16 protein-coding genes are annotated in these 13,554 nt (G+C 69.2%); 1 reads left to right on the top strand and 15 read right to left on the bottom strand.

What is annotated here, in order from left to right; translation table 11 throughout:
* Nucleotide 1 precedes the first annotated feature (1 nt).
* From ACYUED_RS31765 to ACYUED_RS31705, 13 genes are all read right to left on the bottom strand, one after another.
* A complete protein-coding gene (locus tag ACYUED_RS31765; RefSeq protein WP_491287648.1) occupies nucleotides 2-364 on the bottom strand; it encodes a YraN family protein in 363 nt (120 codons plus the stop codon).
* 88 nt (nucleotides 365-452) lie between these two features.
* Entirely contained in the window at nucleotides 453-761 is a 309-nt protein-coding gene (locus tag ACYUED_RS31760) for a DUF2469 domain-containing protein (protein WP_003993268.1), read from the bottom strand.
* 56 nt (nucleotides 762-817) lie between these two features.
* Entirely contained in the window at nucleotides 818-1,351 is a 534-nt protein-coding gene (locus ACYUED_RS31755) for an NUDIX hydrolase (RefSeq protein WP_491287643.1), read from the bottom strand.
* The gene (gene lepB / locus ACYUED_RS31750) at nucleotides 1,341-2,117 is read right to left on the bottom strand and encodes a signal peptidase I (RefSeq protein WP_491287641.1); all 777 of its coding nucleotides are present in this window, start codon (nucleotides 2,115-2,117) and stop codon (nucleotides 1,341-1,343) included. Before lepB (ACYUED_RS31750) ends, ACYUED_RS31755 begins: the two co-directional genes overlap by 11 nt.
* Before the next feature lie 125 nt (nucleotides 2,118-2,242).
* Complete coding sequence (gene lepB / locus ACYUED_RS31745; RefSeq protein ID WP_491294521.1) at nucleotides 2,243-3,226, bottom strand: signal peptidase I; 984 nt, start codon at nucleotides 3,224-3,226, stop codon at nucleotides 2,243-2,245.
* On the bottom strand, nucleotides 3,114-4,229 hold the full coding sequence (lepB, locus tag ACYUED_RS31740; RefSeq protein WP_491287639.1) for a signal peptidase I: 1,116 nt from the start codon (nucleotides 4,227-4,229) through the stop codon (nucleotides 3,114-3,116). Before lepB (ACYUED_RS31740) ends, lepB (ACYUED_RS31745) begins: the two co-directional genes overlap by 113 nt.
* Nucleotides 4,222-4,950 (bottom strand): signal peptidase I, encoded by a 729-nt coding sequence (gene lepB / locus ACYUED_RS31735; protein WP_491287637.1) that lies wholly within the window; start codon nucleotides 4,948-4,950, stop codon nucleotides 4,222-4,224. The genes lepB (ACYUED_RS31740) and lepB (ACYUED_RS31735) overlap by 8 nt, the downstream gene beginning before the upstream one ends.
* Before the next feature lie 45 nt (nucleotides 4,951-4,995).
* Complete coding sequence (rplS, locus tag ACYUED_RS31730; protein WP_266522156.1) at nucleotides 4,996-5,346, bottom strand: 50S ribosomal protein L19; 351 nt, start codon at nucleotides 5,344-5,346, stop codon at nucleotides 4,996-4,998.
* A gap of 134 nt (nucleotides 5,347-5,480) precedes the next feature.
* A complete protein-coding gene (gene trmD, locus ACYUED_RS31725) occupies nucleotides 5,481-6,314 on the bottom strand; it encodes a tRNA (guanosine(37)-N1)-methyltransferase TrmD (protein WP_491287634.1) in 834 nt (277 codons plus the stop codon).
* Complete coding sequence (rimM, locus tag ACYUED_RS31720) at nucleotides 6,314-6,892, bottom strand: ribosome maturation factor RimM (RefSeq protein ID WP_491287632.1); 579 nt, start codon at nucleotides 6,890-6,892, stop codon at nucleotides 6,314-6,316. Before rimM ends, trmD begins: the two co-directional genes overlap by 1 nt.
* 104 nt (nucleotides 6,893-6,996) lie before the next feature.
* The gene (locus tag ACYUED_RS31715) at nucleotides 6,997-7,236 is read right to left on the bottom strand and encodes an RNA-binding protein (RefSeq protein ID WP_005479813.1); all 240 of its coding nucleotides are present in this window, start codon (nucleotides 7,234-7,236) and stop codon (nucleotides 6,997-6,999) included.
* Nucleotides 7,237-7,238: 2 nt separating this feature from the next.
* Nucleotides 7,239-7,667, bottom strand: a complete 429-nt coding sequence (gene rpsP, locus ACYUED_RS31710) for a 30S ribosomal protein S16 (protein ID WP_266685081.1) — start codon at nucleotides 7,665-7,667, stop codon at nucleotides 7,239-7,241.
* 274 nt (nucleotides 7,668-7,941) lie between these two features.
* Nucleotides 7,942-8,544, bottom strand: coding sequence for a hypothetical protein (locus ACYUED_RS31705; RefSeq protein WP_266522148.1), 603 nt, complete (start codon nucleotides 8,542-8,544; stop codon nucleotides 7,942-7,944).
* 572 nt (nucleotides 8,545-9,116) lie between these two features.
* Between ACYUED_RS31705 and ACYUED_RS31700 the strand changes: the two genes are divergently transcribed.
* Nucleotides 9,117-10,016, top strand: coding sequence for an SAM-dependent methyltransferase (locus ACYUED_RS31700; RefSeq protein WP_491287626.1), 900 nt, complete (start codon nucleotides 9,117-9,119; stop codon nucleotides 10,014-10,016).
* Here the strand turns inward: ACYUED_RS31700 and ftsH are convergent.
* Nucleotides 9,985-11,925, bottom strand: a complete 1,941-nt coding sequence (gene ftsH / locus ACYUED_RS31695) for an ATP-dependent zinc metalloprotease FtsH (RefSeq protein WP_491287624.1) — start codon at nucleotides 11,923-11,925, stop codon at nucleotides 9,985-9,987. The two genes, ACYUED_RS31700 and ftsH, sit on opposite strands and share 32 nt — an antisense overlap.
* 50 nt (nucleotides 11,926-11,975) lie before the next feature.
* On the bottom strand, nucleotides 11,976-13,529 hold the full coding sequence (gene ffh, locus ACYUED_RS31690; RefSeq protein ID WP_491287619.1) for a signal recognition particle protein: 1,554 nt from the start codon (nucleotides 13,527-13,529) through the stop codon (nucleotides 11,976-11,978).
* Between the last annotated feature and the right edge of the window lie 25 nt (nucleotides 13,530-13,554).

Below are 13,554 nucleotides of genomic sequence, written 5' to 3'. Positions count from 1 at the left end.
CTCAGGCCACCCCCCGCGCGTGCTCGACCACCGGTGCGCCCTTGTCCGGGAGGACGACGCCGATCAGGTCGATGCGGACGCCTCCCGGTGGGGGTCCCCCATGTGTCTGGATCCAGCGCTCCGCGAGATCGCGCAGTCGTTGCACCTTCTCCGGACCGATCGCCGCCATCGGATGCTCGAAGCGGCCGTCCCTGCGGGTCTTGACCTCGCAGACGACCAGCACTTCGCCGTCGAGGGCGACGATGTCGATCTCGCCGGCCCTGCCACAGCGCCAATTCCGCTCAAGGACCGTCATCCCGGCTTCGGCCAGCCGCCGCGCGGCCAGGTCTTCGCCGTACCTGCCGAGTGCACTGCGTGCGTTCATGTCGGCACCACCTCCGGCGCCAAACGTCACGCACCCGCCCCCAAGAAGTGGATCTTGGTGGACAACTCAGCGGTTGTGGATAACCCCGTCACCCGCTGGGCAGCTCCAGGTCGCTCTTGTTCAGCTCCTCGATGTTCACGTCCTTGAACGTGAGCACCCGCACCTGCTTCACGAACCGAGCCGGCCGATACATGTCCCAGACCCAGGCGTCCGCCATGGACACCTCGAAGAACACCTCACCCTGGACCGAGTGCACCTGCATCTCGTAGTCGTTGGTCAGATAGAAGCGCCGCTCGGTCTCGATCACGTATTTGAACAGACCGACGACATCGCGGTACTCCCGGTAGAGCTTCAGCTCCATCTCGGTCTCGTACTTCTCGAGGTCCTCGGCGCTCATGGCAGCTTCCCCTTCACCCGTGCGATCCCACCATTGTGCGCCAGTCCCGTGAGCCCCTAGACGATTTCGGGGTCAAGCGTCACGGGCCCGGCCGGGGGACCTTCGTCGAGCAGCCTGCTCAGCAGCTCGGCGAGTCTGGTCGGATACACCGTCTCATGTGCCCGGGTCAGTTCCTGACACGTCCACCAGCGTGCTCCGGCGACGCTGCGCCGCTCCAGCTCCGTGAGGCCCATGGCCTCGGGCACCACCTCGGGCGTGTCCGCCGTCCGGGCCAGGTAGTACCACTCGTCCTGGTCCCAGCGGCGCCCCGCGAACGGGAAGGAGCACATCCGCCGCCACAGCACCGGGCCGAGTTCGACCTCGGTGATGCCGGTCTCCTCGGCGAGTTCCCTGCGGGCGGCCTCTTCACGAGTCTCGTCGCCCTCCAGGCCGCCGCCCGGCGTGAACCACCAGTCGTCGGCCGGATCGCCCGGCTCGTGGCCGTGCAGGAGAAGGATGCGGTCCTCGGGGTCCAGCAGAACGATCCGGGCGACCTTGCGCAGACCGCCCCGGTACGCGCCCTCGTCAGTGCCCGCCGCCTCAGCGGGCACCCACGGGCTCCGTCCCCGCCCGGGTGCGGCGCTTGTCCATCCGCTTGGCGACCGGGCCGTACGCTCCGCCACCGAGGACGAGGACGGCTCCGGCCACGATCAGGGCGACGATGATGCGCAAGGGGCCCGGCTGGGACAGCGCCCCGAGGGGCTCGAAGCCGGTGGGTCGTTCCAGCATGCCGTTCATGGGCCAGACGACGGCGTCCACCCGGGCGGTCACCGCCGAGCGCGCGACGGTGCCCTGGGCGGCGTCGCTGAGGTGGGCGGAGGAGTCCAGCGAGCCTTCGCGCTCGTCGCCGAGCAGGAACAGGCGGCCCTTGGGGACCTTCACGCTCGGGATCTTCTTGTCCTCGACGACGTTGCCCTTGAGATAGGCCTCGTCGATCTGCTTGCCGTTGACGGTCAGCTTGCCGTTCGTGCAGCAGGAGACCGTGTCGCCGCCGACCGCGACCACGCGCTTGACCACGGCCGCGCCGGTCACCCAGGACTTGTCGTTGAAGACGACGACGTCGCCCCGGCGTATCTCGCTGCCGTCGACGCGCTGCGCCAGGACCCGGTCGCCGGCGTCGATGGTCGGTGTCATCGAGCTGGTCGGCACGGTGTACGGCCGGTAGGCCACCGCTCCCCAGGCGAACCCTCCGAGGAACAGCACACAGCCCAGTGCGACCGCCAGTCCGGACAGTCGCTGTCCGGTCCGGCTGCCCACCGGGCCCGTGCTTGTGCCACCGCTGCGCGGGGCCGTACGCGTCGTGCTCTCGCCACCCATGGGTCCGCACCCTACCCGGCGGTACCTGAGCCGGTCAGCCCCTCCGCCGCGACCAAGGTCACAAGCTCCACGAGGGTTTCACCAGACCGTCGGGTCGCCCGGAGAGCGGCGGCCCGAGAGGCGGCTCAGCGCGTCTGCTCGACGGCGGTCTTCCTACGGCGCCACAGGGCCACCGGAATCACACCGGTCAGGGCGAGCGCGTTCGGTGCGGCCGTCAGGGCGGCGGACGCCGAGGACTGGTTGTTCAGGCCGGGCTGGTCGAAGGTGTCCGGAACCGGAAGGGTGTTCCAGCGGGTGATGGGCCACGCGATGACGATGGCGCGTCCTACGACCTTGTCGACCGGGACCATGCCGTTGTGCTTGTCGCTCTGGTTGTAGCGCGAGTCGCGCGAGTTCTGGCGGTGGTCGCCCATGACCCAGATGTAGCCCTTGGGGACCTTCACCGAGAACTGGCCACCCTGGTCGTCGACGCTGCACGGTGTGTTGCCCGCGTACACGAACGACGTGTCGTTGAGTGCCTTGCCGTTGACCGTCAGCGGGCCGGAGCCCTTGCAGGAGACGGTGTCGCCGCCGACGCCGATGACGCGCTTGATGAGGTCCTTCTCCTCGGCGGACGGCATCAGGCCGATCCAGCTGAGGACCTTCTGCAGTGCGTTCGGAGTGGCCGTGGGCTCGCCCGCCAGCCAGTTGTCCGGGTCGTGGAAGACGACGACCTCGCCGCGCTCCGGCTCCGAGCCGAACCAGGGGGTGAGCTTGTCGACGAGGACTCGGTCGCCCTGCTGAAGGGTGTTCTGCATCGAGTCCGACGGAATCGAGAACGCCTGCACCAGAAACGTCTTGATCAGCAGCGCCAGCACGAGCGCGATACCGATCAGAATGGGCAGCTCCTTCCAGAAGGAGCGCTGTTTGCTGGGCTTGGGGGGTGTTCCGCCCGAGCCCTTTTCTCCGGCCCGGTCCCGCTCGTCCGGCACCGTGCCGTCCTCGGCCGCCCCGGAGTCACTCCCGGGGGTCACGGCGCTGTCCGCGGCCGGGACGGACGCTGAGACCCCTTGGACGGGTTGTCCACGGTGCTCCTCGCCGTCGTGTCCGGACCGTGCGCCAACCGCCACATCCCCCACGCCAACTCCTTACTCTGCTCTGCTGCCTGCCCCTTACGCGGTGCAGGCCCACCACTCCCATAACGAGCGGGAGTTCCGCAGGGCTCGGGAGTTGGATCGTTCCGTTGAATTCGTCCGGAGCAACCCTATGCGACAGCCGGGGAGACGCGGTCGCCCCCGACACGGAGTCGGAAACGGAGGAGAAAGTTTTAGGTTCCTTCAAGGAAGTCCAGTGGCCGAAGGGCCAGGCGATGACCTTCGCCCGTCCCACCACGGAGTCCAGGGAGACCGTGCCGCCGTAGTCGGTGTTCTGGTGGGCCCGTGAGTCCGCGGAGTTGGCGCGGTGGTCGCCCATCACCCACAGGCGCCCCTGGGGGACGGTGATGTCGAACGGCTGTATGGAGGGGGCGTTCCCGGGATACAGGTAGTCGCCCTCGGTCAGCGGTACGCCGTTGACCGTCATCCGCCCTTGGGCGTCGCAGCACTTGACGTGGTCGCCGCCGACTCCGATGACCCGCTTGATCAGGTCCTTCTCGTTGTCGGACGGCAGCAGGCCGATGAAGGTGAGTCCCTCCTTGACCTGCTTGACGACGACGGGGTCGTTCTTCTTCGTGGTGGTCTGCTCGTCCGCGAGCCAGCCGCCGGGGTCCTTGAAGACGACGACGTCCCCGCGCTTGGGCTCGGAGCCGAACCACGGGGTGAACTTGTCGACCAGGACACGGTCGCCGATCCGGATCGTCTGCTCCATGGAGCCGGACGGGATCACGAACGCCTGGACGAGGAACGTCTTCAGGACCAGGGCGATGAGGACCGCGACACCGACCAGGAGGGGTATCTCCTTGACCGCGCTACGCCTGCGCTTTCGCTTGACCTTGCGCTGGAGCTTGCGACGCTCGGCGCGGGTGCGTCCGCCGGACGCGCCGCCACCGGTGCGACGGGAGCCGGTGGGCAGCAGGTTCTCGGTGCCGAGGGGACCGTCCGGTGTCGCTCCGCGTGGTCTGCCACGGTTACCCATGCGCACCGTCCGCCGCGGGCACGCGCGCGTAGGCGCCGGGACGGTGCAGGCGGATCCAGTGGGCGGAGGGCCAGACGATCCAGTCGGCCCGTCCGATGACGTCGGACACCGGGATCATGCCTCCGCCGGGCGAGCCCAGGTGGTCGCGGGAGTCGCTGGAGTCGCTGCGGTGGTCGCCGAGGAGGAACAGGGTGCCCGTGGGCACGACGACCGTGAAGGGCACCGAGGACGGGCTGTCACCGGGGTACAGGAACGTCCACTCGTCGACCGACCGGCCGTTCACCTCGATCCTCCCCTCCCTGTCGCAGCAGACCACGTGGTCTCCCCCCACGCCCACGACGCGCTTGACGTAGTCGCCGCTCCCGAAGTACCCCGTTCCGTCGAACACGACGACATCGCCGCGCCGCGGCTGGGCACCGAAACGGTACGCCAACTTATTTACGAGAACGCGGTCCCCGACCCTCAATCCGTTTTCCATGGATCCGCTGGGAATCTGGAAGGGTTGCACCACGAAAGCGTTGAGGATCAGCAAAAACACCAGGCAGACCAGCAGGGTCAGGGAGATCCACCCGCCCGGCAGCCAGTCGGTGATACGCGCCACCAACGCGAAACGCGACCGCCCCTCCGGCCCTTCTGCCTCCGGGATCTCCTGGGAGACGTCCTCGGAATCGGAAGGGCGGGAGGAGCGGTCGCGCTCCGTCTGCTGTGCTTCGGTGTCCATCGAGGCCAGATGCTATCCGGCCAAGCCAGGAACGCCTGCGCGAGCTCAGCTGTCGCGCTTCTCCTTGATCTTCGCGGCCTTACCGCGCAGCTCGCGCAGGTAGTACAGCTTGGCGCGACGCACGTCACCGCGGGTGACGAGCTCGATCTTCTCGACGATCGGGGTGTGCACCGGGAAGGTGCGCTCGACGCCGACGGAGAAGGAGACCTTGCGGACCGTGAAGGTCTCGCGGACACCGGCGCCCTGGCGGCGGATCACAACGCCCTTGAACTGCTGCACACGGGAGCGGTTGCCCTCGATGACGCGGACGTGGACGTTGACGGTGTCACCCGGGCGGAAGGCCGGGACGTCGCTGCGCAGCGACGCGGCATCGACGGTGTCGAGCAGGTGGGACATTTCGTCTGCTTTCTTCGCTGATGCCACAGGTCATCAACGGGCGATAGGTGTTCCTGAAGGATGCTGTCCGTGTCGGGGCGGGCGTCGTGTCCCCCTGCGGCAGGGGCGCACGCCGGACGACGCACAACAGCGGCCTATTGTTCCACGCCGTCTGTCCTGCGCCAAAATCGGCCGTACGGCTCGCCCTCCGGGTCCGGCGCCCAGCCCAGGATGGAGAGCATCTCGCGGTCCTTCTTGTCGAAGGCCTCCGGGTCGCAGCGCTCGATCAGGTCGGGCCGGTTGGCCGTCGTACGCCTCAGGGCCTCGTCGCGGTGCCAGCGGGCGATCTTGCCGTGGTGGCCGCTGAGCAGCACGTCAGGAATGCCACGGCCGCGCCACTGCGGGGGCTTGGTGTAGACGGGGCCTTCCAGGAGGTTGGCCATGGCGCCGGGTGCGAAGGAGTCGTCGCGGTGGGACTCGGCGTTGCCGAGGACACCGGGCAGCAGCCGGGCCACTGCCTCCGTGATCACGAGTACGGCCGCCTCGCCGCCCGCGAGGACGTAGTCGCCGATGGACACCTCGTGGACCGGCATCCGGGTCGCGTACTCGTCGATCACCCGGCGGTCGATGCCCTCGTATCGCGCCGGCGTGAAGATCAGCCAGGGGCGTTCGGAGAGTTCGACGGCGAGTTCCTGGGTGAAGGGGCGGCCGCTGGGTGTGGGGACGATCAGCGCGGGCGCGTGCGAGCCCGCCTCGTAGCCGTCGGCGAGGGTGGAGTCCAGGGCCGCGCCCCAGGGGTCCGTCTTCATGACCATGCCGGGGCCGCCGCCGTACGGGGTGTCGTCGACCGTGTTGTGGCGGTCGTAGGTCCACGCGCGCAGGTCGTGCACATGGACGTTCAGCTGCCCACGCGCGCGTGCCTTGCCGACGAGGGAGACGTTCAGGGGCTCCAGGTACTCGGGGAAGATCGTGACGACGTCGAGGCGCATCAGGACTCGTCCCCGGACGACGTGCCGGATCCATCAGCGACTTCGTCGCTGTCGGCCTGGTCGTCGATCAGGTCGTCGATCAGGCCGGGCGGCGGGTCGATGACCGCCCGCTGTTCCTCGAGGTCGATCTCGGTGACGATCTCCTCGACGAAGGGGATCATCACCTCGCTCCCGTCCGGCCGTTCGACGATGAACAGGTCCTGGGAGGGCAGGTGCGAGATCTCGGTGATACGGCCGACCTCCACGCCGTCCTTCGTCACCACGTCCAGGTCCATCAGCTGGTGGTCGTAGTACTCGTCCTCGTCCTCGGGGAGCACCTCCGGGTCCACCTCGGCGATCAGGAGGATGTTGCGCAGCGCCTCGGCGGCGGTGCGGTCGGCGACGCCCGCGAAGCGCAGGAGCAGGCGGCCGCTGTGGACGCGGCCCGTCTCGATGGTGAGGGGGCCCGCAGCGGCGGGCTCGGTGGCCAGTACGGCACCGGGTGCGAGCCGCAGTTCGGGCTCGTCGGTACGGACCTCGACGGTGACCTCGCCCTTGATGCCGTGGGCGCGGCCGATCCGCGCGACTACGAGCTGCACTTCCGAAGATCTCCTGTCGTAAACGACTCGAAACGACTACGGGCCGGGGACGGCACAGTGGCCCTCCCCGGCCCGAGCCGGTGCTGTGTTTTTTGCGTGTTGCGTCAGCGGACGTGGTCCACGTCGACGAGGTCGACGCGGACACCGCGGCCGCCGATGGCGCCCACGACGGTACGCAGAGCGCGCGCGGTGCGGCCGTTGCGGCCGATCACCTTGCCGAGGTCGTCCGGGTGGACCCGGACCTCGAGAACGCGCCCGCGGCGCAGATCACGCGAGGCGACCTGCACATCGTCAGGGTTGTCGACGATGCCCTTCACGAGGTGCTCGAGAGCCTCCTCGAGCATGCTCAGGCCTCGGTCGACGCAGACGAGGAAGACTCAGCGGGAGCCTCGTCCTTCTTCTCGGCCTTCTTCTTCTGGGTGATCGCCTCACCCTTGCCGTCGTCGTCGCCACCGAGGGCCTCGAACGACGGACGCGCGGCCTTCTCCGCCGGCTGCAGCAGGGGAGCCGGCGCGGGCTCGCCCTTGTACTTCTGCCAGTCGCCGGTCAGCTTCAGGATGGCGAGGACGGGCTCGGTCGGCTGCGCGCCGACACCCAGCCAGTACTGCGCGCGCTCCGAGTCGACCTCGATGCGCGAGGGGTTCTGCACCGGGTGGTACAGACCGATCTCCTCGATCGCACGGCCGTCACGGCGAGTGCGGGAGTCGGCGACGACGATGCGGTAGTGAGGCGAACGGATCTTGCCCAGACGCTTCAGCTTGATCTTGACTGCCACGGGAGTGGGTTCTCCTGGTTTTGACGTGGTTGGGCACGGCGAGATTGCCGCGTGGGGTTGCGGTACCCGAGTGCCCGATGGACGCGTCAGCCGGAGGCGAGAGGGTTCCTGTGCGGCTGTCGAGTACAGCTAGCCATTGTGCCACACCCTGCAGGCCGGCTCCGCCCCGGGTACGTCGAGGCATGCCTGTGGGGCACCCGGCGCTCCAGGTGCCCACGGGCCATGCCTGCCGGCTACGGCATCCGGACTGCGACTGCCACGAGCAGCCGCAGCCTCAGCCTGCCGCAGCCCCGACGACCTCCGGAATCCGGAACGGCTTCCCGCAGCCCCCGCACACGATCGGCGCCTGGGCCAGGACGGACGGAACGACGCGCACGTTACGACCGCAGTCGCACACCGCCTTCACTCGCACCCCTCCCCCGGACGAGCCGTGGCGGGCGGCCGGACCCCGAAAGCTCTTCGGGGTGTCGGCGGAGGTGGCGGCCGTGTGCGCCTTCAGGGCGCGCTGGAGCCGCTCCATCGTCGGGCGGTAGCGGCGCTTGGCCTCGGGGTTGAGCGTGACCAGCGAGAAGCCGCTGCTGGGGTGCGGTTCCTCGGGGTGGTCCAGGCCCAGCTCCTCGGCGATCGCGAGGAATCTGCGGTTGTGGTAGCGGCCCGCGCGGGACGTGTCGCGCACGCCGCGTGCGGCAGCGATGCCGTGGACTGCCTCATGGAGCAGTCGCTCGAAGGAGAGTTCGTGACCGCACGCGGACGACGACTCTCCGATCAGGGACTCGGGCGCGGCCAGATCGGGCAACTCGGGGTGGTACCGCTGAATGTCGGCCCACGCCTGTGCCAGCTCTGCGGCGAGAACAGGTGGTGTCTGTGTCGTGCTCACGTAATGACAACGAGCGGGGGTGCCGCTGTGTTCCTATTCCGGGCCATCCCAAATAATTTGCACGTACCCGTCAGTTGCCGCTGATGCGTCCTGACGAGGGCGGGTGCGCTGATCTGCGGAGAAACCTCACAGCTCGTACCAAGGTGGTACGTAGTCCGTCCTACGACCCGGCACGTAGCCGATGTCCACGGCCCGGTGCGGTTGTGATCCGCAGGTGCGCAAGATGCGTTTCGGCCGCTCTCGCGGCGGAGGGCTTCACCTCAGTCAGCGCCGACGGCGGCCGTGACGTTACCGGGCGCTTCGCCATCCCCTGCGACCGGCCCGTCCTCGACGGCCAGACGCGGTACGGCCGCCCCGTTTCCGGCCGCCCCGGCCTCAGGGATCGTACGGGCCCAGGTTGCCGGGATGTGAAATCTCGCCACTCCCACCGCGAACCCGCAAGCGGGGCCCGACAACCCCTGGACGCGCGGTCGAGTGCGGAGTTACCTGACATACGGGGATGGTGCGAGCGCACGTCACGGGGGCTACGGAAACGGGCACAGCGGCAACTCTCGGCGGATTGGGGCGCTTTGATGACACCTACGCTCGTGCGGCAGCACCTGTCTCACGCGGAAGAGGCACCCCGCGTGGATCTGTGTGCACGCGCGCGTGACTGGTCCGAGATCCAGGAGCGGATGCTGGTCCCGCTCTACGAGGCCGTCTACGAGCGACTGGAGGTGGGCCCCGGCACCCGGCTGCTGGGCCTCGGCTGCGGCAGCGGACTGGCCCTCCTCATGGCGGCATCCAGGGGGGCCGCGGTCACCGGTGTCGACCACTCCTCCCCCGAGCGGCTGGCCCTCGCGCGGGAACGGCTGCTGCCGGACGCGCGGGGCACGCGCGCGCGTGCGGACACCCGGCTCGTGGACGGTTCGCCCGACGCCGGGGCCGCGGACGGCGCGCAGACGCCCGCGTACAGCCTGGTGACCGCTTTCGAGCCCATCGGGTGTCTGGCGGGCGACGCGGAGGGGCTCGGCGGGCTGTTGCAGCAGGCGACACCGCTCGTCGAGCGCGGGGCGCCCGTGGTGCTCGCCGGCTGGGGTCCGCCGGAACGCTGCGCCACGTCGTCCGTGCTGCGGGTGGCCACCAGGCTGGCGGATCCTCTGCGCAGCGCGGGCAGTTGGCGCCCCGCCCTCCGCGACGACCTGGAGGAGGTGGCCCAGCGGGCGGGGCTGAAACCCGACGGATCCGGACGTGTCTCGTGTCCCTTCGGGTACGCCGACATGGACAGTGCGGTTCGGGGGCTGTTGTCGACGGGCCTGTTCGACGCGGCGATCTCCGCGACGGACCAGGCACAGGTGGACAAGGAGCTGACGGAGGCCCTGCATCCGTATCTGCGCACGGACGGGACGGTGTGGATGCCGAACGTGTTCCGGTACCTGGTCGCCCGTACGCCCTGGGTGTCTACGCGCCCGGGTCCCTCGACGCTCGCGTGACCCCCGCGACCCGGTACGCGTCCGCCTCCTCCAGAGTCTCGTTCTCGAGCAACGCCCGGGCGAGCGCGTCCAGTTGGGGGCGGTGGTCGCGCAGCTTGCGGCACGCCTCCTCGTAGCACTCGTCGACGATCCGGCGCATCTCGCCGTCGATCACGTCGAGGGTCTGCGGGGCGGCGGCCAGTCCGTACGCCTGCTGGGCGTCGCCGGGGAGGGCGGACAGGCGGCCGACGCGCTCGCTCATCCCCCACCGGGCGACCATCCCGCGCGCGATGTTGGTGACCTGTTCCAGGTCGTTCTCCGCACCGGTCGTGACGACGCCGTAGACGACCTGTTCCGCCGCCATGCCGCCGAGCGCGCCGATGATGCGGCCGCGCAGGTACTCCTCGGTGTACGCGTACTTGTCGGACTCCGGTGTGGAGAGCGTGACGCCGAGGGCGCGGCCGCGCGGGACGATGGTGATCTTGCGGACGGGGTCGGCGCCGGGCTGGAGCATGCCGAGCAGGGCGTGTCCGCTCTCGTGGTACGCCGTGCGCCGGCGCTCCTCCTCGGGCATCACCAGCGGCCGTTCGGCGCCCAGTTGGACCTTCTCCAGGGCCTCGGAGAGGTCGCTCTGCGTCACCCGCTCCTGCTTGCGCTTGACGGCGAGCAGGGCCGCCTCGTTGGCGAGGTTGGCCAGTTCCGCGCCGGTCATGCCCGGGGTCGTCCGGGCCACATGGCCGAGGTCGACGTCCTTCGCGAGCGGGATCTCGCGGGTGTGGATCGCCAGGATGGCCTCGCGGCCGCCGCGGTCCGGGGGCGAGACCATGACCACCCGGTCGAAGCGGCCCGGGCGGGTCAGGGCCGGGTCCAGGACGTCGGCGCGGTTGGTGGCCGCGATGACGATGACGCCCTCCGAGCCCGAGAAACCGTCCATCTCGGTCAGGATCTGGTTCAGCGTCTGCTCGCGCTCGTCGTGGCCGCCCATGCCGGAGCCTCCGGCGCGGGCCCGGCCGATGGTGTCGATCTCGTCGATGAAGATGATCGACGGGGCCACCTTGCGGGCCTCCGCGAACAGCTCACGCACGCGTGAGGCGCCCACGCCGACGATCATTTCGATGAACTCGGAGGCGGACGCGGAGAAGAAGGGCACGCCCGCCTCGCCGGCGACGGCGCGCGCGAGGAGCGTCTTGCCGGTGCCGGGTGGGCCCGCGAGCAGCACGCCCCGCGGCATCTTCGCGCCCATCCTGCGGTAGGCGTCGGGGTTCTTCAGGAAGTCGACGACGTCGTTGAGTTCGCCCTCGACCTCGTCGATGCCGGCCACGTCCTCGAACGTCGTGCGCGGCTGGCCCGGCTCCAGCTCGACCGGCTTGGGCGGCGCCTTGCGGCCGAGCATGCCGCCCGCGCCGCCCATTCCCGTACTCATCCGCCGCGCGATGAAGATCCACAGCACGACCAGAAGCAGCATCGGCGCCAGCGAGATCAGCAGATTGGCCAGAAAACTACGGTGCTGGACGACGGGCTCGGCCGTGACGGTGACATCGTGCTTGGTCAGGTCCTCCCAGAGCTGGTCGTCGGCGAAGGACGGGCGCTGGGTGTTGAACTTGGTGTACTTGCCGCCTCCGCCGGGCCTTTGCCGCTCCTTCTTGAGCTGGCCCTGGATCGCGTCGCCCTTGGAGTAGATCTTGCTGACGTTCCCGGCGTCGACCTGCTTGCTGAACTCGGTGTAGGAGATCGTCGGTTCGTCGCCCTCGTTGAAGAACGACAGCACCAGGTTGGCGATCAGATACACGACCAGCGCGGTCAGGATCAGGCTCCACCAGCCCCCGCGCATCTTCCGACCACCCGGGGACGGCTTCTGCGGCTCCTCGGGGGTGCCCTCGGTACGCCAGGGCTGGTCGGGCGACTTGCGCGGCGGGGCGGGGTTGGTCATATGCGGACGTTACGACAATGACCAACCCCCGGCACTCGCAGAGGGTGAACTCAGCCCATGAACTTCTTGAACTCGTCCGGCAGCTCGAAGTCCTGCGGCGCCTGCTGCCCCGGCACCCCGAAGGCGCCGCCGCCCTGAGCCGCCGCGGCCCGCCGCTCGGCCTCCTCCTGCTCCTGCTGCCTGCGCTTCATCGGGTTGCCCGAGCGCTGCTTGCCCTTGGCCTTCTTCGGCTGCTTCTTGGTACGGCCGGGACCGCCGCCCATGCCCGGCAGCCCGGGCATCCCCGGCATGCCGCCGCCCTGGGCCATGCGGGACATCATCTTGCGGGCCTCGAAGAACCGCTCGACGAGGTTCTTGACCGCGCTGACCTCGACGCCTGAGCCCTTGGCGATACGGGCGCGCCGGGAGCCGTTGATGATCGTCGCGTCCTGGCGCTCGGCCGGGGTCATCGACTTGATGATGGCGGCCGTGCGGTCGACGTCCCGCTCGTCGATGTTGTTGATCTGTTCCTTGATCTGGCCCATGCCGGGCATCATGCCGAGCAGCTTGCTGATACTGCCCATCTTCCTGACCTGCTCCATCTGGGCCAGGAAGTCGTCGAGGGTGAAGTCCTGGCCCTTCTTGGAGGCGAGCTTGGAGGCCATCTTGGCGGCCTCTTCCTCGCTGAACTCCTTCTGCGCCTTCTCGAACAGGGTGGCCAGGTCACCCAGGTCGAGGATGCGCGAGGCCATCCGGTCCGGGTGGAAGACGTCGAAGTCCTCCAGCTTCTCGCCGTTCGACGCGAACATGATCGGCTTGCCGGTGACCGAGGCGATCGACAGGGCCGCACCACCGCGGGCGTCACCGTCGAGCTTGGAGAGGACCACGCCGTCGAAGCCGACGCCGTCGCGGAAGGCCTCCGCCGTGTTGACGGCGTCCTGACCGATCATCGCGTCGACGACGAAGAGGATCTCGTCCGGCGAGACCGCGTCCCGGATGTCCGCGGCCTGCCGCATCATGTCCTGGTCGATGCCGAGGCGGCCGGCGGTGTCCACGATGACGATGTCGTGGACCTTGGTCCTGGCGTGCTGGATGGAGTCCTCGGCGACCTTGACCGGATCGCCCACGCCGTTGCCCGGTTCCGGGGCGAAGACGGCCACGCCGGCGCGCTCGGCGACGACGCTCAGCTGGGTGACCGCGTTGGGGCGCTGGAGGTCGGCGGCGACCAGGAGCGGCGAGTGGCCCGCTTCCTTGAGGTGCTTGGCGAGCTTGCCCGCGAGGGTGGTCTTACCGGCGCCCTGCAGACCCGCGAGCATGATCACGGTCGGGGGCTGCTTGGCGAACCGGAGGCGGCGGGTCTGGCCGCCCAGGATGGTGACGAGCTCGTCGTTGACGATCTCGAGGACCCGCTGGGCGGGGTACTGCGTACCGGAGACCTCGGGGCCGAGGGCACGCTCCTTGACGTTCTTGATGAACGACCGCACGACGGGCAGGGCCACGTCCGCTTCGAGGAGCGCGATGCGGATCTCGCGCGCGGTGGCGTCGACGTCCGCCTCGCTCAGACGCCCCTTGCCGCGCAGATTCTTGAAGGTCGCTGAGAGGCGATCGGAGAGAGTGTCGAACACGGCGGCGTCGGTCCTCGGAGTCGGG

Source organism: Streptomyces sp. DF42 (assembly GCF_058267695.1).
Note: the sequence above shows the minus strand (reverse complement) of the source record. Positions and strands in the feature narration are given on the sequence as shown.